14 protein-coding genes and 1 pseudogene are annotated in these 21,971 nt (G+C 73.1%); 6 read left to right on the top strand and 9 right to left on the bottom strand.

Annotated elements, in window-relative coordinates; all coding sequences use genetic code 11:
* Nucleotides 1–25 precede the first annotated feature (25 nt).
* From AQJ64_RS10725 to AQJ64_RS10715, 3 genes are read left to right on the top strand one after another with little or no spacing between them, the layout of a single operon-like run.
* Entirely contained in the window at nucleotides 26–847 is an 822-nt protein-coding gene (locus AQJ64_RS10725; protein ID WP_055635056.1) for a carbohydrate ABC transporter permease, read from the top strand.
* 4 nt (nucleotides 848–851) lie between these two features.
* Nucleotides 852–2,744: a glycoside hydrolase family 127 protein gene (locus AQJ64_RS10720; RefSeq protein ID WP_055635055.1), complete on the top strand. Its 1,893-nt coding sequence runs from the start codon at nucleotides 852–854 to the stop codon at nucleotides 2,742–2,744.
* A gap of 35 nt (nucleotides 2,745–2,779) precedes the next feature.
* Nucleotides 2,780–4,906, top strand: coding sequence for a beta-L-arabinofuranosidase domain-containing protein (locus AQJ64_RS10715; protein ID WP_211286474.1), 2,127 nt, complete (start codon nucleotides 2,780–2,782; stop codon nucleotides 4,904–4,906).
* A gap of 16 nt (nucleotides 4,907–4,922) precedes the next feature.
* On the opposite strand, the gene AQJ64_RS10710 is transcribed toward AQJ64_RS10715, so the two are convergent.
* From AQJ64_RS10710 to dacB, 4 genes are all read right to left on the bottom strand, one after another.
* A complete protein-coding gene (locus tag AQJ64_RS10710) occupies nucleotides 4,923–8,084 on the bottom strand; it encodes a glycoside hydrolase (RefSeq protein WP_055637516.1) in 3,162 nt (1,053 codons plus the stop codon).
* Between the two features lie 157 nt (nucleotides 8,085–8,241).
* Entirely contained in the window at nucleotides 8,242–9,642 is a 1,401-nt protein-coding gene (locus tag AQJ64_RS10705) for a PP2C family protein-serine/threonine phosphatase (RefSeq protein WP_079061576.1), read from the bottom strand.
* Between the two features lie 108 nt (nucleotides 9,643–9,750).
* Nucleotides 9,751–11,460, bottom strand: coding sequence for a SulP family inorganic anion transporter (locus tag AQJ64_RS10700; RefSeq protein WP_055637515.1), 1,710 nt, complete (start codon nucleotides 11,458–11,460; stop codon nucleotides 9,751–9,753).
* Between the two features lie 158 nt (nucleotides 11,461–11,618).
* Nucleotides 11,619–12,971 carry a D-alanyl-D-alanine carboxypeptidase/D-alanyl-D-alanine endopeptidase gene (dacB, locus tag AQJ64_RS10695; RefSeq protein WP_397799264.1) on the bottom strand — a complete coding sequence of 451 codons (1,353 nt, stop codon included), beginning with the start codon at nucleotides 12,969–12,971 and terminating at the stop codon, nucleotides 11,619–11,621.
* Between the two features lie 200 nt (nucleotides 12,972–13,171).
* Between dacB and AQJ64_RS10690 the strand changes: the two genes are divergently transcribed.
* Both AQJ64_RS10690 and AQJ64_RS10685 read left to right on the top strand, forming a co-directional pair.
* Complete coding sequence (locus tag AQJ64_RS10690) at nucleotides 13,172–13,831, top strand: TetR/AcrR family transcriptional regulator (protein ID WP_055637511.1); 660 nt, start codon at nucleotides 13,172–13,174, stop codon at nucleotides 13,829–13,831.
* 8 nt (nucleotides 13,832–13,839) lie between these two features.
* Nucleotides 13,840–14,883 (top strand): threonine aldolase family protein, encoded by a 1,044-nt coding sequence (locus AQJ64_RS10685; protein ID WP_055637510.1) that lies wholly within the window; start codon nucleotides 13,840–13,842, stop codon nucleotides 14,881–14,883.
* A gap of 6 nt (nucleotides 14,884–14,889) precedes the next feature.
* On the opposite strand, the gene AQJ64_RS10680 is transcribed toward AQJ64_RS10685, so the two are convergent.
* From AQJ64_RS10680 to AQJ64_RS10665, 5 genes and pseudogenes are all read right to left on the bottom strand, one after another.
* Complete coding sequence (locus tag AQJ64_RS10680) at nucleotides 14,890–17,295, bottom strand: carbohydrate-binding protein (protein WP_397799669.1); 2,406 nt, start codon at nucleotides 17,293–17,295, stop codon at nucleotides 14,890–14,892.
* Nucleotides 17,296–17,322: 27 nt separating this feature from the next.
* Nucleotides 17,323–18,390: pseudogene (locus AQJ64_RS52245) on the bottom strand (LacI family DNA-binding transcriptional regulator); the annotation flags it as partial.
* Between the two features lie 88 nt (nucleotides 18,391–18,478).
* Nucleotides 18,479–19,054 carry an AMIN-like domain-containing (lipo)protein gene (locus AQJ64_RS10675; RefSeq protein WP_055637509.1) on the bottom strand — a complete coding sequence of 192 codons (576 nt, stop codon included), beginning with the start codon at nucleotides 19,052–19,054 and terminating at the stop codon, nucleotides 18,479–18,481.
* A gap of 105 nt (nucleotides 19,055–19,159) precedes the next feature.
* Nucleotides 19,160–20,716, bottom strand: a complete 1,557-nt coding sequence (locus AQJ64_RS10670) for a tetratricopeptide repeat protein (RefSeq protein ID WP_055637508.1) — start codon at nucleotides 20,714–20,716, stop codon at nucleotides 19,160–19,162.
* Between the two features lie 131 nt (nucleotides 20,717–20,847).
* On the bottom strand, nucleotides 20,848–21,330 hold the full coding sequence (locus AQJ64_RS10665; protein WP_206189859.1) for a MarR family winged helix-turn-helix transcriptional regulator: 483 nt from the start codon (nucleotides 21,328–21,330) through the stop codon (nucleotides 20,848–20,850).
* A gap of 171 nt (nucleotides 21,331–21,501) precedes the next feature.
* On the opposite strand from AQJ64_RS10665, the gene AQJ64_RS10660 reads away from it, so the two are divergent.
* Nucleotides 21,502–21,971 (top strand): alpha/beta hydrolase (locus AQJ64_RS10660; protein ID WP_159060284.1); only part of this gene is annotated, 470 nt, incomplete at its 3' end.

Raw genomic sequence — 21,971 nt, 5'->3', positions numbered from 1 at the left:
CCACCTCGAAGGAGGGACACCCCCGGTGCTCACCCGCGCCCTCGGCCGGACGCCCCACCACGTCCTCGCCGGAGGTCTCGCCGTCGTCTTCCTCTTCCCCCTGCTGTGGAACGCCTGGGCCTCGGTCAGCGCCCAGCCCGGCACGGCACAGGAGTCCGGCCACGGCCTCGGCAACTACCGCACCCTGCTGGAGTACGACGCCGGCCTGTGGCGGTACCTCCTCAACAGCACGGTCGTCTCCGCCCTCACCGTCGCCCTGACCGTGAGCGTCTCCCTGCTGGGCGGCTACGCCTTCGCCCGTTTCACCTTCCCCGGCAAGAACCTGCTGTTCCTGCTGACCCTGGCCATCCTCATGGTCCCGTACGCCACCCTGCTCATCCCGCTCTACGTGCTGCTCGGCCGACTCCATCTGCAGAACTCGCTGATCGGGCTGAGCCTGGTCCTCGCCATGTTCCAACTGCCCTTCGCCACCTTCATGATGCGGATCTCCTTCGAGGCGGTCCCGCGCGAACTGGAGGAGTCCGCGCTCGTCGACGGCTGCGGCACCGCGGGCGCGCTGCGCCGGGTGCTGCTCCCGGCGGTGCGACCGGGCCTGATCACCGTGGGGCTCTTCGCGTTCCTCGCGGCCTGGAACGACTTCATCGCACCGCTGATCCTCATCTCGGACAGCGCGAAGGCGCCCCTGCCGCTGGCCGTCGCCACCCTGCGCCAGCAGAGCATGGGCGCCGTCGACTACGGGGCCACCGAGGCGGGCGTGGTGGTCCTCGCCGTGCCCTGCCTGCTGGTCTTCCTGCTGCTGCAACGCCACTACGTACGGGGCTTCATGTCGGGCGCTCTGAAGGGATGATGGCGTGAAGGAGAACACCACGGGGTCCGCCGTCCTGCCGGCGGCACCGAGCCGGGGACGGCTGCGGCCGCTCGGCCTCGACGAGGTCCGGATCACCGGCGGATTCTGGGCCCGGCGCCGGCACGTCAACGCCACCGCCACCCTGGACCACTGCCGCGACTGGATGGAACGCGTCGGCTGGACCGGCAACTTCACCGCCGCCGTCGAGGGCCGGCTCCACCGGGACCGGCGCGGCCGGGAGTTCGCCGACTCCGATGTCTACAAGCTCCTCGAGGCCATGTCCTGGGAGACGGCCCACCAGGGCGACCCGGCCCTCGAAACGGCGATCGCCGCCGCCCAGGAACCGGACGGCTATCTGAACACCGCCTTCGGCCGCCCCGGCCAGCAGCCCCGCTACAGCGACCTCGAATGGGGCCACGAGCTGTACTGCTACGGGCACTTGATCCAGGCGGGCGTGGCCCAGACCCGGGCGAGGGGCGAGGGCGAGCTGGCGAAGACCGCCCGTCGGGCCGCCGACCATGTCTGCGCCACCTTCGGCCGGGGCGGCATCGAACGGGTCTGCGGACACCCGGTGATCGAGACGGCCCTGGTCGAACTGGCCAGGCTGACCGGCGAACAGCGCTATCTCGACCAGGCCGCCCTGTTCGTCGGCCGCAGAGGCCACGGCACCCTCGCCGACGGCGAGTTCGGCCGCGCCTACTACCAGGACGACCTGCCGGTGCGGCAGGCCGACGTCCTGCGCGGCCATGCCGTGCGCGCCCTGTATCTCGCCGCCGGGGCGGTGGACGTGGCCGTGGAGACCGGCGACGACGACCTGCTCGCCGCCGTCGTACGGCAGTGGGAGGCCACGGTCGCCCGGCGCACGTACCTCACCGGCGGCATGGGCTCGCACCACCGTGACGAGTCCTTCGGCGACGACTTCGTCCTGCCGCCCGACCGCGCCTACTCGGAGACCTGCGCCGGGGTGGCCTCCGTCCAGCTGAGCTGGCGGCTGCTGCTCGCCACCGGAGAGCCCCGGTTCGCCGACCTGGCGGAGCGGACCCTGTACAACGTCGTCGCCACCTGCCCCGCCGAGGACGGCCGGGCCTTCTTCTACGCCAACACCCTGCACCGGCGCCGCCGGGGCACCGTACCGGCGCCGGACGCCGAGAGCCCGCGCGCCGAGTCGAGCCTCAGGGCACCCTGGTTCGCGGTGTCCTGCTGCCCGACGAACGTGTCCCGCACCCTGGCCGCGCTGCCCGCCTATCTGGCCACGACGGACGACCACGGCCTCCAGCTCCACCAGTACGCCGACGCGGAGATCTCCACCGGCGGCATCGGGCTGCGGATCCGCACCGACTACCCCTCGGACGGAGGCGTCACCGTACGGATCGACCGGGCCCCGGACCACCCGTGGACCCTGTCGCTGCGTGTGCCCGACTGGGCGCGCGGCGACACGGCCCGGCTGGTCGCCCCGGACGGCACCTCTCGCGGCGTCGCCCCGGGAACGGCCCGGGTGACCCGGCTCTTCCGCCCCGGCGACGAGATACGGCTCGAACTGCCCGTACGCCCCCGCTGGATCGTCGGCGACCCCCGTGTGGACGCGATCCGCGGCACCGTCGCCGTGCAGCGCGGGCCGCGGGTGTACTGCGCCGAGTCCGTCGACCTGGCGGGGGATCAGGATGTCGAGTCGATCCGGGTGGACGCGTCCGCCCCGCCCGAGGACGGGGAGGGCGACACCGTCGTGGCCGGCGGAGAGACCACCACCCCGGCGGACCGGACCTGGCCGTACGCGCCGCTCGGCGCGCCCGCCGAACCCCCCGCCGCCGCCCGCACGGGAATCGTCCTCGTCCCCTACCACTCCTGGGCGAACCGCGGCCCCTCGACCATGCGTGTGTGGCTGCCGAGCGCCCCCTGACCAGAGCCGACCGTCGGACCCCGATCGGAGCCCCCATGTCCCGACCCCCCACACGCCGACGCCTGTTGGGCATCGCCGCCGGTACGGCCGCGGCCGCCCCCCTCGTCTCCCGGGCGGCGCCCGCCACGGCCGCCGCCGCGGCCACGGCGCCCGCACCCGCCACCTGGGCCGTGCGGCCCTTCCCGCTGGACCAGGTCGCCCTCGGCGACGGTGTGTTCCGCCGCAAGCGCGACCTGATGCTGGAATACGCCCGCTCCTACCCCGCCGACCGCATCCTGGCCGTCTTCCGGGCCAACGCCGGTCTCGACACCCGTGGCGCCCAGCCGCCCGGCGGCTGGGAGACCTCCGACGGCAATCTGCGCGGACACTTCGCGGGTCACTTCCTCACCCTCCTCGCCCAGGCCTACGCCGACACCCGGGAGGCCGCGCTCAAGTCCACACTCGACTACGTGATCGGCGCGCTGGCCGAATGCCGCCAGGCCTTCGCCGAGCACGGCTCGCCTCGACCCAGCCACCCCGGATATCTGGCGGCGTACCCGGAGACCCAGTTCGTCCTGCTGGAGAGCTACACGACCTACCCCACCATCTGGGCGCCGTACTACACCTGCCACAAGATCCTGCGCGGGCTGCTCGACGCGCACACCCTGGCCGGGAACGCCCAGGCGCTCACCCTCGCCTCGGGGCTGGGCGACTGGGCGCACAGCAGGCTCGCCCGGCTGCCCAGGGCGCAGCTGGAACGCATGTGGTCGATCTACATCGCCGGGGAGTACGGCGGTATGAACGAGGCGCTGGCGGACCTGTACGCCCTCACCGGCCGGGCCGAACACCTCACCGCCGCCCGCTGCTTCGACAACACCGCGCTGCTGGACGCCTGCGCCGCGGACCGCGACATCCTCGACGGCCGCCACGCCAACCAGCACATCCCCCAGTTCACCGGCTACCTGCGGGTGTTCGACCACACGGGAGAGGAGCGGTACGCCGACGCGGCCCGGCACTTCTGGCGGATGGTCGCGGGGCCCCGGACATACAGCCTGGGCGGCACGGGCCAGGGCGAGATGTTCCGCGCGCGGGGCGCCATCGCGGCCACGCTGGGCGACAACAACGCCGAGACCTGCGCGACGTACAACCTGCTGAAGCTGAGCCGGCAGCTGTTCCTCCGCGATCCGGACCCGGCCTACATGGACCACTACGAACGCGGCCTGACCAACCACATCCTGGCCTCACGGCGTGACGCCCGCAGTACGAGCAGCCCGGAGGTCACCTACTTCGTGGGGATGGGCCCGGGGGTGGTGCGGGAGTACGACAACACCGGCACCTGCTGCGGCGGCACCGGCATGGAGAACCACACCAAGTACCAGGACTCGGTCTACTTCCGCTCCGCCGACGGCGGCACCCTGTACGTCGACCTCCCCCTCGCCGCCACCCTGCGCTGGCCGGAGCGCGGGTTCGTCGTCGAGCAGACGAGCACCTTCCCGGCGGAGGGGGTGCGCACCCTGACGTTCCGCGAGGGCGCCGGACCTCTCGATCTCCGGCTGCGGATCCCGTCCTGGGCGACGACCGGGGTGACCGTCACCGTCAACGGGGTCCCGCATCCGGCCGCGGCCGTGCCCGGCAGCCATCTCTCCGTGAGCCGGAGCTGGCGGCCCGGCGACCGGGTGCAGATCTCCACGCCGTACCGCCTCCGGATCGAACGCGCCCTGGACGATCCCACCGTCCAGTCGGTGTTCCACGGGCCGGTCCTGCTGGTCGCCCAGAGCCCGGCCCAGGGGTTCCGGGCGTTCTCCTTCTACAGGGACTTCACCCTCCAGGGCGATCTCGCCGCCGCGATCAGACCCGAGGGCCGGCCGCAGTACTTCACCACCCACGGCCTGACCCTCGCCCCGTTCTTCGTCGCGGACTCCACCCGCTACCACGCCTACTTCCGGCGCACCGAACCCGTCGTGGTGTTCGGCACGGCCGACTCCGGCGTCCCCAACCGGGCCCGCGGCGACGGGCTGACCTTCCTCGACGTCCTCTGGGCGGGCGCGCCCTTCGCGTCGCAGGCCCGTTTCCTGGACGCGGTGCGGGCGCTCGCCGACGGCTGGCAGGCCGAGGGCCGCCTCACCCGGGCCGAGCGGGACGCGGTGGTCGCCGCAGCGGTCCGGGCCAACCTACGGCGCTGAACGCCGCCGGCGCCGCTCAGCGCCGTACGAGCTCGATCCGGTACGTCGTCGTCCGTGACCCGTCCTCAGCGGTCACGGCGACGACGGCCAGGGTCCGGCCGGACTCGCGTGTCCTGGTGACGGTGATCCTCGCGTACGGGTCACGGGCGGTCGCCGTGATCCTGGCGCGGGCCGGGTCGGCGGTCACCGCGCGGTAGTCCGTCGTCCCGGGGTCGAAGGCCGCGACCGGGACACCGGCCACCTCGATCGACCCGGCGGCCGAGTCGGAGGAGACCCCGGCCGTCCGGGCGTACACCTCGATCTCGCTCATCGTGATGTACCCCCCGGCCCGTGCCGCCATCACCAGCCGCACCCCGGTCGCCGGCCCCGCCCTCAGCGGTACGTCGACCACCGGCGTGCCCTCGGTCCCGACCGCGATCTCGTCGCTCGCGTCGGTCCAGCCGCCGGCGGAGTCGCGCACCTGTGCCTTCAGCCCCGCCGGGAAGGAGAGGTTGCTCCCGTCCCGGTAGAAGTGCGCCACGAGCCGGGTGAGATCGCGGGCCGTCGGCAGGGTGAAGGTGATCGTGTCGGAGGGGTTCTTGGTGGTCCCCGGCTTCCAGTTGGACCAGGCCTTCTCGGAGGTGTCCCCGTTGCGCAGGCGCTCGGCGGAGTAGCCGGTCTCGGTGAAGGTGGCCGCGACGGAGACCTCGGGGTCGGGCGCGAGATCGGTCTCGGCGGGCTCGGTGATCTGCACGCGGACGGTCGCGGCCGCCGTGCTGCCGTCGACGATCCGCGCGGTGCCGCGCAGGGTCACGACGCCGGCCGCCGTGAACGCGTCCTCGGGCGCCGGGTCCCAGGTCACCGGCAGCTCGGTCCGGCCGCCGTGCGTGCCCACGCCGACGACCGTGGCGGGCAGCCGCGGGCCTTGGCCGACGTAGGTCTTGGCGCGGCCGGGCAGCGTGGCGGCGACGGTGTCCACGGTGACGACGGCCTGCGCGGGGACCTGCCGGCCGAGCGGATCGGTGGCCCGGCCGCCGACCCGGACCGTGCCGGGCTCGCGCCAGGCCCGGTCCGACGGGAGCCGCCACACCACGGGGAGCGCGCCACGGGCGCCGTCCCGGTGCACCGGGGTGACCGTCGTGGGGAGTTCCGGTGTCCGGCCCGGGGTGGTGAACACGTCGGCCGGCTCGGTGCGCAGCACGGTCTCGTCCGTCACGGTCCAGCGCTGGTTCGCCGCCGAGGTCGGGGTGTACGTCGACACCTCGGCGCCGTCCGCCGTGGACTGCCCGGTGACGTCCAGGAGGCGGCCGGTGGCGGCGTTGACGAGGGTCCAGGTGCCGTCGCCGGTGGTGGAGAGGATCCACTGCGCGGCGGTGTCGGGCGCGCCGTCGGCCGGTTCCTCCAGGACGGCCCGGCCGTCCCGCACGGCGAGCTGTCTGCCGGTGGCGGCGCCGACGACGGCATAGCGCTCACGGTTGCCGACGCCTTGCGTCACCTTCCGCACGGACCAGAGCTGTCGGGCCTCGGCCGGGTCGGTCGTACGGATGACGGGCGCGCCGCCGTCCTCCGACGGCGTGAGCGACTTCCCGCTCTGGGTGCCCTGGAGGCGGTAGACGTGCCCCTTCTGGACGAGTGCGGCGTCCGCGGCCACGCCGCCGACCCCCGAGACCAGGAAGGTCGTGACCGACCTCGCGGGGACGGTGAGGGTGGCCGACCGGCCGGTGACGGGGACCGGGGTGCCCCGGACCAGGGCGCCCTCCGCGCTCGTCACCACCGGGGTGACGGTGGCGCCCGGTGCGACCCGTCCGAAGCGGGAGAGATCGAGGGTCACGGCGCGGGCGGTCGTGCCGCCGTTGACGTGCACGACGGTCGCCGCGCGGCCGGAGCGGGCGACGGCGGCCACGCTGGAGGTGTCGTCGACCTTCACGAAGTGGTCGCCGGGGCGGATGTAGTGGGTGAAGTTCCGGATGGTGTGGAACTTGGAGTTGGTGCGGATCGGGCAGGTCTCCAGGGTGTCGGCGGCGGTGCAGGTGAAGGGGACGTGGATGCTGCCCCAGTTCTTGCCGGCGGCGGCCTGGGGGAGCGCGTCCTCGACCGGCTGCCAGAACACCCAGGCGGACGGCTCCAGTTCGCGCATGTCGTCGACCATCCGGGTGGCGATGCCGAGCCCGGGATCCATGCCGGTGAAGTCGGTGCCGGTGCCCCAGGTGCCCTCGACCTCGCTCATCCACAGCTTCTTGCCGGCGCCCTTGGCGATGTCGCGGGCGCTGGTGCGCATACCGGTGCCGTAGGTGTGGACGTTGAGCTGGTCGACGGCGGCGCGGGCGGCGGAGCCGTAGGCGTTCCAGTTCTGGGTGAAGAGTGTGGGGTTGGTCTCGTCCATCGCCGAGACCCGGGCGTCGGTCGAGGCGCCGCGCAGGGCCTCGTCGAGGGCGAGGAGCACCTTCTGCTGGAGGGCGGGGCCGGCGTGGGCGCCTTCCTGGCGGCCGCCGGTCGGCTGGCCGTCGGTGCCCAACTGGGTTCCCCAGTAGGTGGTGTTGGGCTCGTTGAGCGGGTCGATGGTGTCGAAGGCGATGCCGTGTTCCCGCTCCAGCCGCTCGGTCACGCGGACGAGGTACGTCGCGAAGTCGTCGACGCGGTCCGCGCGGATCTGGTCGGCGCCGGAGTCGAGGCCGCCGGAGACGTATCCGCTGACCGTCTGGAACCAGGGCGGCGAGTTGCTGAACGCCTCCCACCGGGTGACCTTGTCCTTGATCTGGTCCACCCACCAGCGCTGGCCCGCGTCGGCGTCCCCGTTCCAGTGGTCGGGATCGTTCGGGTCCCACCAGTCCGTGTCCGTGCGGGTGGTGCCCTCGGGGGCCTTCCAGAAGCCCTCCATGGTCGCGCCGGTCTTCATGTAGTCCGTGCGGACGTCGGGGGCGTTGCCGCCGCCGATGTTGTAGCGCGCGATGTTCAGGCGCAGCCCGTCCTCGCCGAAGAGGAGGTCGACGAGGCGCCGCCGGACGGGCTCCGGGTAGCCGCCGGTGGCGTGGGCGAACCAGGCGAGGCTCGTCCCCCAGCCCTCGAACTCCTGCTGCCGGTACGACGGATCGATCCGCACGGTCACCGCGCCCGCCGCCGTCGGGGTGTCCGCGACGGCGGCGGGGGCGGAGACGGTGAGGAGACCTGCGCCGAGCATCAGGGGCACTGCCGGCGCCATCGCCCGGATCGTGCGCTGCCGTCTGGACACGGAACTCCCTTCCCTGGAGTTCGAGGCAACAGAGGGGCACAGAACCGATCAGGAACGATCGGACTCAGGTATGCTCAACGACGGTAATGAGCACGTCAAGATGGTGTGTGATGTCCGGGGATCCGTATCAGCCCGCGGCCGGGGTCAGTTCGGCCAGCAGCAGGGTGCGGTCGTCGGCGCCGGGGGTGCCCGAGGGCAGATGCAGAAGCCGTTCGCACAGGGCGGGCAGCGTGCCGGGGTCACCGGTGTCGCAGGCTTCGGCGACGGCCTCGTCCAGGGCGCGCGCCAGCCGGCCGATCTCCTGGTCTATGTCGGCCTCCCGGGACTCGACCAGACCGTCGCTGTAGAGCGCCAGCAGAGCCGGTTCCAGCACGGTCAGCACCGTCGGTTCGTAGCTGCCCGAGCCGAGACCGAGGGGCAGGCCCGCCCCGGTCAGCGCCACCGGGGAGGTGCGCCCGTCCGGACCGCGCAGCAGCGGCGGGGGATGACCCGCCCCCACCAGGGAACAGGTGCGCTCCCGCGCGTCCCACTCGGCGTACACACAGGTCGCGAACGAGGCCCCGGGCGTCTCACTGGCCAGCGCGTCGAGCCGCCGGATGACCTCCGCCGCCGGGATGTCCAGACCCGCCAGCGTGCGCAGGGCCGTACGCAGCTGGATCATCGCCACGGCCGACTCCGGACCGTGTCCCATGGCGTCCCCGACGATCAGCCCGACCCGGTCGCCCGGCCGCCGCAGCACGTCGTACCAGTCGCCGCCGACCACACTGCCCTTCCCGGCGGGCAGACAGCCGTGCGCTATCCGGCACCCCTCCAGCTTCTGCGCCGGGCCCGGCGGCAGGCTGTCCCGGATCGCCAGCGCGGTACGCCGCTCGCGCTCGTAGCGCCGCGCGTTGTCCAGGGCCACACAGGCCCGGGCGGCCAGCGCCTCCACGGCGGCCACGTCGGCGGGCCGGAACGGCGCCCGCCCTGCCCTGCGCGTGCACGTCATGAAGCCGATCGGGACGCCCCGCAGCCGCAGCGGGGCGACCAGGAAGGACCCCACCCGCAGCAGATCGCCGCGGCGCGCCTCGCCGTCCCCGGCGGCCATGAGCCGCTCGGCCATGTACGGGTCCACCCTCTCCAGCACCTGGGCGTGCCCGGCCATGAGGGCCTGCGCGTACGGCGTGTCGCGCGGGAAGGTCACCATCTCCCCGACCGGCAGCACCCGCTCCCAGTCCTCGGCGGCCCCGGGCCCCACCCGCAGCGCCAGCCGGCGCGCCTCGACCCGCGGGGTGTCCGGGGCCGGCGGCGCGTCCTCCTCGCGACGCCAGCGCTCCAGCAGGAACAGTGAGGCCGCGTCGCAGAATCCGGGCGTCAGCGCGTGCACGACATGGCTGCCGGTCAGCCGCAGATCGAGTTCCGAACCGATGGCGTCGGCCGCGGGGGAGAACACCGACCGGCGGGGCGAGGACAGGGGGTCGAACGAGTCGGAGCCGCGGCTGTGCGGGTCGTTCCGCAGGGTCGTGCCTTTCGGGTGGGACGGCCGCATGGCGGGGACAACGGATCACCACGCGTAGTCGGCCACTATATGATGAAGCGTCAAGTCGCGGGAGCACACGAGCAGTTGGCCGTCAGGGGGCGATACTTCCGGCCGATGTCAGGACGGTTCCGCACGGCCGGCCCGCCACTCACGGTAGGCGGCCACCGCGGTCGGCAGCGTGGGGAAGATCAGATCCTCGCCGACGGACTCCGTCAGACCGTACGCGTCCAGGTCGCCTCGCAGGTCCTGTTTCACCCGCGCCAGCGCGAACACCACGTCACGCCGGGCGAGTTCGCGGCGCAGCTCGTCGACCGCGTCCAGCGCGGTGATGTCCACCTCCACATTGGCCTCGGTGTTCAGCACGAACCACCGCACCGGATCCCGCTGCTCGTCGACCGCGGCCAGCGCCCGGTGCCGGAAGTTCTCCGCGTTGGCGAAGAACAGCGGGGAGTCGTACCGGTACACCAGCAGCCCCGGGACCGTGGTGGCCTGCGGATAGTCCTTGACGTCGTGCATCCCGGCCAGACCGGGCACCAGCCCCTCCACCGCGTCGTGCGGACGGGCCACCCGGGTCAGCAGCTCCGCCACCGACAGACCGACGGCGACCAGCACGCCGTACAGGATGTCCAGGAGCAGCACCCCGGCCAGACAGCCGACGGCGAGCAGCAGTTCACGGCGGCGGAAGGAGGCCAGCCGGCGGAAGCCCGCCAGGTCGATCATGCGGAGCGCGGCGTAGACGACGAGCGCGCCGAGGACCGCCGACGGGGTGTCGGCCAGCAGCGGCCCCATGAAGAGCAGCACCGCGAGCACCACCGCACCCGCGCACAGCGAGTACGCCTGGCTGCGGGCGCCGGCCGAGGAGGCGAGCGCGGTGCGGCTCGCGCTGCTGCTGACCGGGAAGCCGTGCAGCACGCCCGCGCCCAGGTTGGCGGTGCCCAGCGCCAGGAACTCCTGGTCGGCGTCGAGCTCCGGGCCCTCCGTCCCGGGGCCGGCGAAGGCGCGCGCGGTGAGCACGAAGTCGGTGTAGGCCACCAGGAGCACGCCCACCGCGGGCAGGACGAGCTGCGGCAGGTCCGAGAGGTCCGGGACGGACAGGCTCGGCAGGCCCGAGGGGATCTCGCCGATCACCTTCAGGCCGTAGCGCCCGTCCAGGTCGAACAGGGCCACCGCCGAGGTGGACAGGACCACCGCCAGCAGCGGGCCCGGAAGCCTGGGGAACCAGCGGGCCACCGCGAACAGCAGGGCGAGGATGCCGGCCGAGAACAGCAGCGTGGCGAGATGGAGGTCGGGCAGGTCCGTCAGGAACGACCACACCTGCGGGAAGAACTTCGAGCCCGTGGTCTCCACCCCGGTCAGCTTGGGCAGCTGGTCCACGATCATGATCAGCGCCACGCCCGCCAGATACCCGATCAGGACCGGCCGGGACAGCAGGTCGGCGACGAAGCCCAGCCGCAGCGCCCACGCCGCGAGACACAGCAGACCCACCGTGACGGCCAGCGCGGCCGCCAGCACGGCGTAGCGCCCCGGATCACCGGCGGCCAGCGGGGCCACCACCGTGGCCGTCATCAGCGCGGTCGTCGATTCCGGGCCCACCGACAGCAGCCGTGAGGAGCCGAACAGCGCGTACAGGCCGAGCGCGGGCAGGATCGCCCACAGTCCGGCCACCGGCGGCAGCCCGGCCACGCCCGCGTACGCCATCACCTGCGGCACCAGATACGCCGCGACCGTCACCCCGGCGAGCAGGTCGCCGCGCAGCCACGCACGGCGGTATCCGGCCAGGACCGCGAGGCCGGGCAGCGGGCGGAACCTCGGCGGGGCGTGCGACATGGATCTCCTTCGGCGGACGCCTTCAGCGTCACCCCTGGGTGGGGTGCTGGCGACAGCATCGCAGGGCGTCGCGGCCGGGGCGGGGCGCCGGTCCACCGGGAGACGTCAGGACCGCGGATGACGGGCCGGATCCGTCCGGCCCGTCATCCGCGGGTGGTTCAGGCCCAGCAGCCGTTCACCGTGGCGGCGAGGCCGTCCATGGCGTCCTTGATGTCGTTCGCGTTGGCGGTGGAGCCGTTCTCGATGAAGGAGAACACCTTCCACTTGCCGTCCTTGCCCTGGGTGAGCCCGCTCAGCGCGATCGCCCCGGTCAGGGTGCCCGTCTTGGCGTGCACCTTGCCGACGGCGCACTGGGAGTGCGCGTCGTCGAAGCGCCCCCACTCCGGGCCGAGGGTGCTGCCGGCCTCGCCGGAGACGGGCAGACCGTCCAGGATCGAGCCCAGGGTCTGCGCGTAACGGTTCTGCGTCAGCAGCTCCAGGATCTCCGCGAGGGTGGCCGCCGGGATGCGGTCGGCACGCGAGAGGCCGCTGCCGTCGTACATCTCGAAGCCGGTGAGGGACACGCCGTACCGCTCGCTCAGCACCTGGCGCACCACCTCCGTGCCGGCCTCGAAGGTGGCCGGGCGGCCCGCGCCGAGGGCGGTCATCCGCAGGAGCGTCTCGGCGATGTTGTTGTCGCTCTTCTTGAGCATCGTGTGGACGATGTCCGACAGCGGCGCGGACGTGTGCCGGGCCACCGGTACGTCGTGCGCGCTCGCGGTGGCGCGGGTGACGGCCCCGTCGACGGTGACGCCGTTCGCGGCGAGCTGCTGGGCGAAGACCTGCCCGGCGTCCAGCGAGGTGTCGTCCACGCCGTGCCCGTCGACGACGAGCGCGCGCACCGGGGCCACCGAGTCGGGGTAGTAGCCGGTGTTCCAGCCGTTGGCCAGGCTCGGCGCGGGGAAGAGGCTGTCGTCCACGGCGACCTTCACGGAGGTCAGGCCCGCGGCCTTGAGCCCGTCCACCGCCGTCTTCGCCAGCTCGGCGAGGTCGGCGCTGGTCAGGGTCCGGTCACCGCCGCCGACGAGGGTCAGCCTGCCGTCGCCGTAGACGACCTTCGTGGTGAAGCGGTGGTCCGTGCCGAGGACCGTGAGGGCGCCGGTCGCCGTGGCGAGCTTGACGTTGGACGCGGGCATCAGCGCGGTGGCGCCGTTGTGGTCCCAGAGGGTGGCGTCCGACTCGGCGTCCAGCACCACGCCGCTGACGTTGGAGCCCAGGCGCGTGTCGACGACGCGGGTCTCGAGGTTGGTGACCATCTGCTGGTCGTCGGCGTCGAGGGTCGCGGTCTTGGCGGTGGCGCCGGTGTCCTTGCCGGCCGCGAAGGCCGAGGGTCCCGACAGCGCCACCGAGGCGACGGGCACGGCCATGGCGAGCACGAGCGCCCGCCGCATGCCGGTGCCGTGCTGCCGGGGCTTGCGGTGCCGGCGCCGGCCGCCGGGCTCGAAAAGGGCGGCGGCGGTCTGCGTGGTCATGTCACTCATGAGGGTGCAGGTCTTTCTTGTGGGGGCCCTGTGCAGCGAACTCCGGCGCACCTTACCGGAATTGATCGTCCAGCCGGGTGGCCGGGACTGGCCTGCCCGGAGGTGTGTCCGACGGTGCCCCGGTGGACATCGCCGACGGCACCGTCGGGCTCCCTTCGTTGTACGGTACGCCGTACCGTACAGTGACTCGTATGCCTCGCCGCACCCCCGCCCTGGACCGGGCGACACCGGACCGGATCGCCGAGACCGCCCTCCTGCTGATGGACGAGGACGGCGCCGAGGCGCTGACCTTCCGCGCCCTCGCCACGCGGCTCGACATCTCGCTGGCCTCCCTCCAGCGCCGCTGCACCGATCTGTCCGGGCTGCTCGACCTGTGCCTCGACCACCTCGCCGCCCGGCTGCCCGAGCCCGCGCCCGGCGGCGACTGGGCGACCGCCACCGAGGCCCGGTTCACCGCGCTGTACCGGCTGCTGGTGGCCCACCCGGGGCTGCTCGTGCTGCGCGGCTCCCGGCCCTGGCTCGGCGAGAACCTGCTGGCCCGGCTGGTCGAGCCGCAGCTCGCGGACAGCCTCGCCGCCGGCATGACCGCCGAGGAGGCGATCGCCGCGTACCGGCGGATGTATCTGCTGACCCTCGGCAGCGCGAGCTTCGTCGACCACCGCGACCCCCGCTCCGCCCGGGCACTCACCCGCAGCGCGCTCGCCGCCCTCGACCCCGAGGAGTTCCCGGTGCTGACGGGCCATCTGGCCGCGATCGTGCCCGCGGTGACCGGCCACGACGTCTACTACGGCGCACTGCGCCAGCTGATCAGGGCCGCCGGCCCGACCCCGGCCGCCGCCGACACCCCCTGAGGACCTCCATGACCCTCCCCGCACGCATCTTCAGCAGCGACAACACCGCCGGCGCCTCCCCGGAGATCGTCGAGGCCGTGTCCCGGGCCGCCGCCGGCCAGGCCCAGCCGTACGGCGCGGACGACCTCACCGCCGGCGTCCGGCACCGCCTGGGCGAGGTGTTCGAGCGCGAGGTCGACGTGCTGCTCGTCTCCTCCGGCACCGCCGCCAACGCCCTCTCCCTCGCCGCGCTGACCCCGCCCTGGGGCAGCGTGCTCTGCCACCGCGACAGCCACATCAACAACGACGAGTGCGGGGCGCCCGAGTTCTACACCGCAGGCGCGAAGCTGGTCCCGCTCGGCGGCGAGGACGCCAAGATAGACCCCGGCGAGCTGCGGGCGGCCGTCCGGCACAAGGCCGGGGACGTGCACAGCGTGGAGCCCTCGGTGGTGAGCCTGACCCAGGCCACCGAGACCGGCGCCGTGTACACCCCCGACGAGATCGGGACCCTGGGCTCGCTGGCCGAGGAGGCCGGGCTGCGGCTGCACATGGACGGGGCCCGGTTCGCCGGAGCCGTCGCCGCGCTCGGCCGCACCCCCGCCGAGCTGACCTGGCGGGCGGGCGTGGACCTGCTGTCGTTCGGCGCGACCAAGAACGGCACGATGACCGCCGACGCGATCGTCGTCTTCGACCGCTCCCTCACCCCCGAACTCTCCTTCCGCGCCAAGCGCGCCGGCCAGCTCGCCGCCAAGACGCGGTTCCACGCGGCCCAGGTGGACGCCTATCTCACCGACGGCCTGTGGCTGCGCAACGCGGCCCACGCCAACGGCATGGCGGCCCGCCTCCAGGACGGGCTGAAGGCGCTGCCCGAGGTGGGCCTGCTCGGTGTCGCGGACGCGAACATCGTCTTCTGCCGACTGCCCCGGCAGGTCACCGAGGGGCTCCTCGGCGAGGGGTACGTCTTCTACCACGACCGCTGGGAGCCGGGGGTGGCCCGCTTCGTCACGTCCTTCGCGACGACGGAGGCGGACGTGGACGGTCTGCTGGCGGCGGTCCGCCGGTACGCGGGCTGAAGGACCTCAGCCCACGACCCGGCCCAGTTCGATCCGCGCGATGTCCGGGGCCGGCCCGTCCGCGCGGGCGAAGGTCACCGTGTTCCCGCCCGCCACCAGGTCGACGGGGACGGCCAGCGTCCAGAAGTCGTCCCGGCTCCAGGTGTTCTTGAAGGCCGCCCGGAGCGGGGCGCCGCCGCCCACCGAGACGTCCGCCGTCCGCGAGACGATGTCCGTGTTGTAGGCGTGGCCGTTGTCGCGCCGGTCGTCGTGGGCATAGTGCACGACCAGCAGATGGCGGCCCGGCCGGGGCACGTCCACGTCGAACCGGGCCGTCCCGGCACGGTCGCCGCCGATCCCGGTGACCCGCAGGCCGCCGGGGGCATGGGCGCAGGCGACCGTCCGGGCCCCGCCCGCGAGGACGGCGGTGCCGGCCCCGTGGACCAGGACGCCGTCCTCGCAGCCGTCGCCGGAGACCTCCAGGGCGCACAGCGCGGCCTGCTGCGCCGTGGCGGTGACGCGGTTGTTGCCGGCCGCCAGGTACAGCCGGAGCGGCCGGCCGGGCGCCGCCGTCACCGTCTCGCCGTGCAGGGCGAGCGCCACGTCCGCCGAGGCATGGGTGACGACCGTGAAGTAGCCGTCGCGCGGGGCGTACACGTCGAAGACCGCCCCGTCGCCCGCGCCCAGCACGAGCGCGCCGGTGCCGGCCCCGGCCGACGAGGAGTAGTCGTAGGACGGCGCGCCGACGGCCTCCGCCAGCGTCGCCTCGTACACGGTGGACGGGGGACCGGTGCGGGCGGTCAGATCCAGGCGGTCGAGGGTCACCTCGCCGTCGCCCGCGGCGAGCGTGAGGACGTGCGTCCCCGCCGCCAGCTCCACCCGGAGCTCCTTCCGGCCGCCGTGGGCCCCGTTCTGCGTGGACGGGTAGGTCACCGTGACCGGGGCGCCGCCGTCGACGGACAGCCGCTGGGTCGCGGGGCCGCCGGACCCGTTGCCGTACAGGACCGCCAGGTCGTAGCCGCCGTCGTCGGGGACCGTCACCGTGACGTCCACCCGGCCGGCGGGGGAGCCGAGCGACTCGACGTTCCGCGTCCCGGAGGCCGCGTAGCCGTTGGCGTCGCTCACCGTGCCGTGGGTGCGGACCCGCCCGCCGGTGACGGCCGCGTCCTCGGCCTCGTACGACGCCGACCAGGGGACGCGGGCGGGGGCCGGGGTGCCCCGGCCGGCCGGGGTGAGGACGATCCGGTAGGCGGACATCCGGCGCAGACCGCGCACCGGCACGGTCACCGAGCCGTCCCCGGCCACCCGCACCTTGGTCCGCGCGAGCACCCGCGGCGCCGCGTGCGGCCCCTCGTACCCGGACCAGCCGGCCTCGGCGACGGTCGCGACGACCGTAGGGCCGAAGACGGCCCGCGGGATGTTCCGTACGACGACGTCGGCGTCCCCCGTCGAGCCGCCGAGCAGGACCTGGGCCTGGCGGCGATCGGTGTCGAGGGAGGCGAGCCCCTGGAGGGTGTCGACGGTGTGCGGCTCGGGCGGTGTCACCCGGACGGTGTCACCGGTCAGCCCCGCGTACCAACGGAAGAACCACCAGCCGCCGTTGGGGATGTTCATGCGCACCACGTTGCCGCTGAGATTGCCGGCGGCGTCCCAGTAGGCCTGGTGGGCGTACACCTTGTTCCGCTCGAACATCGCGACCCACTGCACGAGCTGGCCCGGCACGGACAGGTCGCGGCGGTTGGCGTACTCGTCGATGTTGACCGTCAGCGGGGCGATGCCCGACTTCCGCTCGATCGCACGGTATTCGTCGTGGTGGGCCTGGAAGTCCCGCAGCGAGGAGGAGTCCAGCTCGTGCCAGGTCATGATCTGCGGCAGCACGTCCTCGCGCCGTGCGAAGGCGAGGAAGTCGGTCAACAGGCGGGCGTGGTAGGCGGCTTCGTTGGGCCCGGCGATCCGGGCCCGCGGGTGGAGCGCCCGGATGCGCCGGTACACCGTCCGCCAGTCCCGCAGGAACCGGTCCCGGCCGGCCTCGTACTCCGCCGGGTCGGCGGCGTCGAGCCGGTACCAGATCTGGTCGGGTTCGTTGAACGGGACGTAGACGAACCGGTCCCGGTCCGGGCGGGCCGCGATCTCCCGGACGATCCCGTCCACCCGGGTCAGATAGTCGTCGATGCCCAGGTCCTCGTACGGCCACCGGGCGTAGACGTCCTGGAGCAGTACGTTGATCTCGCCCCCGCCGTTGCGGAAGAAGGACTCCGCGACGGTGAGCGCGTCCCCGTTGGGGTGCTGGGCGCCGCCCTCCGGTTTCTGCGAGATGCCGGTGATCCTGAGGGGGGCGAGCACGGCGTCGCCGGGGACTCCGTCGTCGCTGAGTCCGTACAGCGCCCCGTTGGCGCCGTGCAGCACCGGGCCCTCGGAGGCGGCCAGGTCCACGGTCAGGCGGTGCCGGACGGCGGCGGGCGCGGGAGGGGGCCCGGAGCTCTCCCGCACCAGCAGCTGCGGCTCGCGGACCGGGTGGGAGTGCGGCGGCATCGGCTCCTGTGGCGGTGGCGCCGGCTCCTCCAGCGCCGAGTGCAGCAGGGCGAACGCCGCCCGCCCCAGACCGGCGAAGTCCAGCCGTACGGTGGTCAGCCCGGGGGTCAGGAACGCGGCGTGCGGGGCGTCGTCGAACCCGGCCACGCTGATCTCGCCGGGAACCGCCCGGCCGCTCTCGTGCAGGGCGCGCAGCACCCCGAGCGCGAGGTCGTCGTTGCCGCACAGGACCGCCGTGACGGCCGGGTCCCGCGCGAGCCGGAGACCCGCCGCATGCCCGGCCTCCGGCCCCCACCCGCCGTGCAGGGGACGGGGCTGCGGTGCTCCCGCGTCCCGGAGCGCCTGCCGCCAGCCGCTGGTGCGCGGGCCGGTGCGGCGGGCGCCGGAGGGGAGCGCGACATAGTGCACGGTCTCATGGCCGAGGGAGAGCAGATGCCGGGTCGCCTCGTAGGCCGCCCGGCGGTCGTCGGTCCACACCCAGGGCCGGCCGTCGCGGGGCGGGCGCGCGGGCGTCTCCACCACCCCGACGAACGGCAGTCCGGGCGGGACGCAGTCCAGGGCCCTTACCCCGGCGGGTTCGTAGGCGATCACGATCAGTCCGCCGCCGTTGTCCGCCGCCCGCCGTACCTCGGCGGCGACGGCCGTCTCCTCCGCCGACTCCAGGACTCCGATCCCGACGGAGTAGGAGGCGGCGCGGGCGGCCTCCTCGACACCCCGCAGCACGGAGGCGTACCCGTAGTGGGTGGTGTTCGCCGTCAGCACGGTGACCGCCCTGCGCCGCCCGCTGGCCAGCGCGAACGCGGTCGGGTTGCGCCGGAAGCCGAGCGCCTCGACGGCGGCGAGCACCCGCTCACGGGTGTCCGGGCTCACCCGGGGATGATCGTTGATCACCCGGGAGACGGTCTGGTACGAGACTCCGGCGGCGGTGGCGACGTCCCGGATGCTCGCGGGCCTGGTGTGACCGGTCACATGCATGACGGGATTGTTACCGGTCACATGGGGGCCGTCAAGAGGTGCCGGGGCGTCCCGCGTACGCCGCCCGCCCGGCCTGGTCGAGGCGGGGCGTGCGGCGTACGCGGTCGGCTCACCAGGTGTGCGCGACGTCCACCACGAGGTGGCCGTCGAGCTGGAGCACCCGGAAGGGCAGCCGGGCCCGCACTCCGAGGCCGAACTGCGTCTGGCCCTCGAAGCTGCTGGCGAACCGGGTGTCCCGGAAGGTGCGGTAGCCGGTGAGGTTCACGCCCGGCAGGGGCTGTCCGGCCCGGGCGGGGTAGGTGGACGCACCGGTGTCCGGGTTGTAGGCGGGCGCCCGCACGATGACCTCCAGGATGGCCCCGCCGCCCACCGGGACGGGCTCGCCCGACGGGTCCGCGATGAGTTCGTCGACGTAGTGCACGGTGTAGCCGAGCTGGTCGGCGGTGGCGTCCGGGACGTCGACGACGAACCGGTCGTAGCAGTCGTGGCGGCCGGTCCTGACGTTGGTGATGTACTCACCGGACGTGCTGGCCCAGCTGGTCTTGCCGAGGCTGCCCCAGCCGGTCGGGCAGGCGGCCGCCGCCCGGGGGGCGGCGGCCGGGGCGGCCACGGCCGGAACCGCGGCCGCGCCCAGCGTCGCGGTCAGCAGGACTGCGGTCGCCCAGACGGTCTTGCTTCGTACCATCTTGTTCCCCCAAGGGTGTGAGTGTCTGGTATCAGGGGAGACAGTCTGGTTGGCCCGAAGGTTGCACGTGCTTTACCCGGAAGTGGAGGAATTCCGCTTTCCGCCCTACGACAGGCTCGTGGTGGTGTACGCGCACTCCGTGTAGATGTACCCGGGATCCAGCTTGGCCGTGTCCGAGGCCGGTGAGGCGAGGCTGTCGCCGTTCGGCTTGTGCAGGAAGTACGTGGTGCCGGCCGGCAGGCTGATCGTGCGCTCGGGGTAGTTCTTGTTCGCGTTGCAGGGCTTGAAGCCGATCGAGAGCGTGTCGGCGAAGGTGTACGCCTTGCAGCTTCCGCAGCCCTTGAGCTTGAAGCTGCCGGTCACCGGTCCCGTGTACATGACCGTGATCTCGTCGGGGCTGTCGTTCTGCACGGTCACCGAGATGCTGCCGCCGGAGCGGGTCGTGGGCAGCTTCTTGCCGGCGGCCGGAACCGTCTGGGCGATCTCCGCGGCGATCGCGATCTTCTTCGCCAGGGCCGCGTTCTTGGCGCTCTTGTGGGCGGAGGCGTACTCCTCCATGGTCGTCTGCGCCTTGTCGAAGTCGCCGTCCTTGTACTGGTCCACTCCGCAGTTGTACGTGCCCGAGTCGGCGCTGTTCGAGGCCCGGTCGGCGTCCTTGGCCAGCGCGCCGGTGACGCTCCCGTCCTCGGCCGAGATGGTCTGGATCTGCCCGCTGAGGCTCTTGAGCTGCTCGACCGCCGTGCACGGGTCGCCGCCGCTCAGTCCCTTGACGTTCGCGGAGACGGCCGCACCCACGGCCGGCTCGACCTTCGCGGCCTGCGCCGAGTCGGGGAACGTGGTGAGCAGCTCACCGAACTGCGAGGCCCAGGTGGACTGCCCGCTCGTGAGACCGGCCGAGGCGCACTCGTAGAGCGAGGTCGCCAGCCGGTCGTCGGGCCAGGTCTTCAGATCGCTCAGGTCGGTCTCGGGCATCTTCTTCGGAACGGTCCGCAGATAGTCGAGCGGGGCGATCGCCCCGCAGTAGTCGCCCTTCTCGTAGACGGCTCCGACGGTCGCGTAGTACGTCTTCATCCGGGCCGGCACCTTCGCGGCCGCCCGTGAGTCAGGGTGGTCGGCGCTCAGGTTCTCGTAGACCTCCAGCGCCTCGCGGTAGTCCGACTGCGCCGAGGAGAACGCCCGCTCGCCGGCCGCCTCCACCTGCCGGTCGGCCTGGTCCAGCCGGTCGAGGAGCATCTGCTGCGTCGCCTCGTCCCGCGCCCCGTCGTACGCCACGACACCCCCGGCCGGCGCGATCAGCAGCACCAGCCCCAGCGCGAGCGCCAGCGGCGCGGACGGCGGCCAGGCGAGCCGGGTCCGCAGGCCCACGACGGCGCCGTGCGCCGCCACCGCGACGAGGAACAGGACGTACAGCACCAGCGCGAACACCGGCACCCCGTCCGGATCGGCCGGCAGCGCCACGAACAGCAGCACGGCGGTCGCGGCCAGACAGGCCAGCATCAGCACCCAGCGGCGCACCAGCGCGTAACCGAGCCCGAGCCCGCTGAGGTTGAGCACCGCCACGGCCACGGCCCGCACCCCGTCCGCGGGCGCGGGCGGCGGCGCCACCGGCATCGGTGGCATGACGAATCCCTGGTCGTATCTGCCGTACTGGTCCCCGGACATGGCGGCCTCCCCCGTCAACAGCGCGCGCGTAGCTCTGATTTGTCAGTCTATCGGGGGAGGAAGAGGCACCGACAGGCCGTTTTGCCGATCGGACGGGCGGACCGGGGCCATGAGGACGCCCGTCGGACAGGTCAGCCGTTCGCGACGTTCGCCGTGACCAGACGGAGGAGCTGCTTGGCGAGCGCGTCCTGTTGCGGGGTGAGGCCCATGGCGTCGCCGATGGCGAGCGGGACGCCGGTCGCCCGGTCGCGGAGGGCGGCGCCGGTTCCGGTGAGGCGCAGGGCGACCGAGCGCTCGTCGTCGGGGCGGCGTTCGCGCCGCAGCAGGCCCTGCGCCTCCAGGCGCTTGAGGAGCGGGGAGAGGGTGCTGGACTCCAGCTGGAGCGCGGCGCCCAGCTCACGGACGGAGATCGAGTCCTGCTCCCACAGCACCAGCATCACCAGGTACTGCGGGTAGGTGAGGCCCAGCGCGTCCAGCAGGGGACGGTAGCGCGCCGTGACCGCGCGGGACGCGGCGTACAGGGCGAAGCAGAGCTGGTCGTCCAGGAGCAGGGATCCGTCGGTCGGTGCGGCGGCTTCGTCCACTGCGCTGCTCCCGGTGTCTGCGCTGGTCATGGCGGCATCACCCTATCGTTGAAGTCCTCTCGATTCTATCGCTCCCCAATTGATCGAGGACACATTGATTGTGCACGACTTAATCGCGGGCTACTGTTCTGGATGTGCCGCCTCTCCCGACCGGGACTACCGTCGGGAACTGCCCGCGGCACCCCGACCGAGGAGGTCGTCATGACCGACACCGCCGCTCAGCGCCCCGTTCTCGAACCCGCCGCCCAGTCCTTCGTCGAGGCCACCGCGAACCCGCCGTACCTGTTCGACCTCGGCCTTGTCGACGGCCGCAAGGCGGTCGACGAGGTGCAGTCCGGTGACATCGTCAAGCCGGTGGTCGACGAGGAGTGGATCACTGTCGAGGGTGGTCCGACGGGGAGTGTGCGGGCACGGATCGTGCGGCCGACCGGTGTCGGCGGCGCGCTGCCGGTGATCCTCTACATCCATGGTGCGGGGTGGGTGTTCGGCAACGCGCACACCCATGACCGCCTGGTGCGTGAGCTGGCGGTGGGTGCCCAGGCCGTGGTGGTGTTCCCGGAGTACGACCTGTCGCCGGAGGTGCGGTACCCGGTCGCGATCGAGCAGAACTTCGCGGTGGCCCGGTGGGTCGTGGAGGAGGGTGCCTCGAAGGGGCTGGACGGTTCGCGGTT

This window comes from Streptomyces griseoruber (assembly GCF_001514205.1).
GTDB lineage: Bacteria > Actinomycetota > Actinomycetes > Streptomycetales > Streptomycetaceae > Streptomyces > Streptomyces griseoruber.
The sequence above is the reverse complement of the archived record's forward strand: the minus strand, read 5'-3'. Positions and strand labels throughout refer to the sequence as shown.

Excerpts from the sequence above, each read along its gene's own strand:
- AQJ64_RS10710 (WP_055637516.1), bottom strand. The coding sequence starts at position 8,084 with ATGGCGCCGGCAGTGCCCCTGATGCTCGGCGCAGGTCTCCTCACCGTC.
- AQJ64_RS10700 (WP_055637515.1), bottom strand. The coding sequence starts at position 11,460 with ATGTCGCACGCCCCGCCGAGGTTCCGCCCGCTGCCCGGCCTCGCGGTC.
- dacB (WP_397799264.1), bottom strand. The coding sequence starts at position 12,971 with ATGACCACGCAGACCGCCGCCGCCCTTTTCGAGCCCGGCGGCCGGCGC.
- AQJ64_RS10665 (WP_206189859.1), bottom strand. The coding sequence starts at position 21,330 with ATGACCAGCGCAGACACCGGGAGCAGCGCAGTGGACGAAGCCGCCGCA.
- AQJ64_RS10705 (WP_079061576.1), bottom strand. The coding sequence starts at position 9,642 with ATGCGGCCGTCCCACCCGAAAGGCACGACCCTGCGGAACGACCCGCAC.
- AQJ64_RS10690 (WP_055637511.1), top strand. The coding sequence starts at position 13,172 with ATGCCTCGCCGCACCCCCGCCCTGGACCGGGCGACACCGGACCGGATC.
- AQJ64_RS10685 (WP_055637510.1), top strand. The coding sequence starts at position 13,840 with ATGACCCTCCCCGCACGCATCTTCAGCAGCGACAACACCGCCGGCGCC.
- AQJ64_RS10675 (WP_055637509.1), bottom strand. The coding sequence starts at position 19,054 with ATGGTACGAAGCAAGACCGTCTGGGCGACCGCAGTCCTGCTGACCGCG.
- AQJ64_RS10715 (WP_211286474.1), top strand. The coding sequence starts at position 2,780 with ATGTCCCGACCCCCCACACGCCGACGCCTGTTGGGCATCGCCGCCGGT.
- AQJ64_RS10670 (WP_055637508.1), bottom strand. The coding sequence starts at position 20,716 with ATGTCCGGGGACCAGTACGGCAGATACGACCAGGGATTCGTCATGCCA.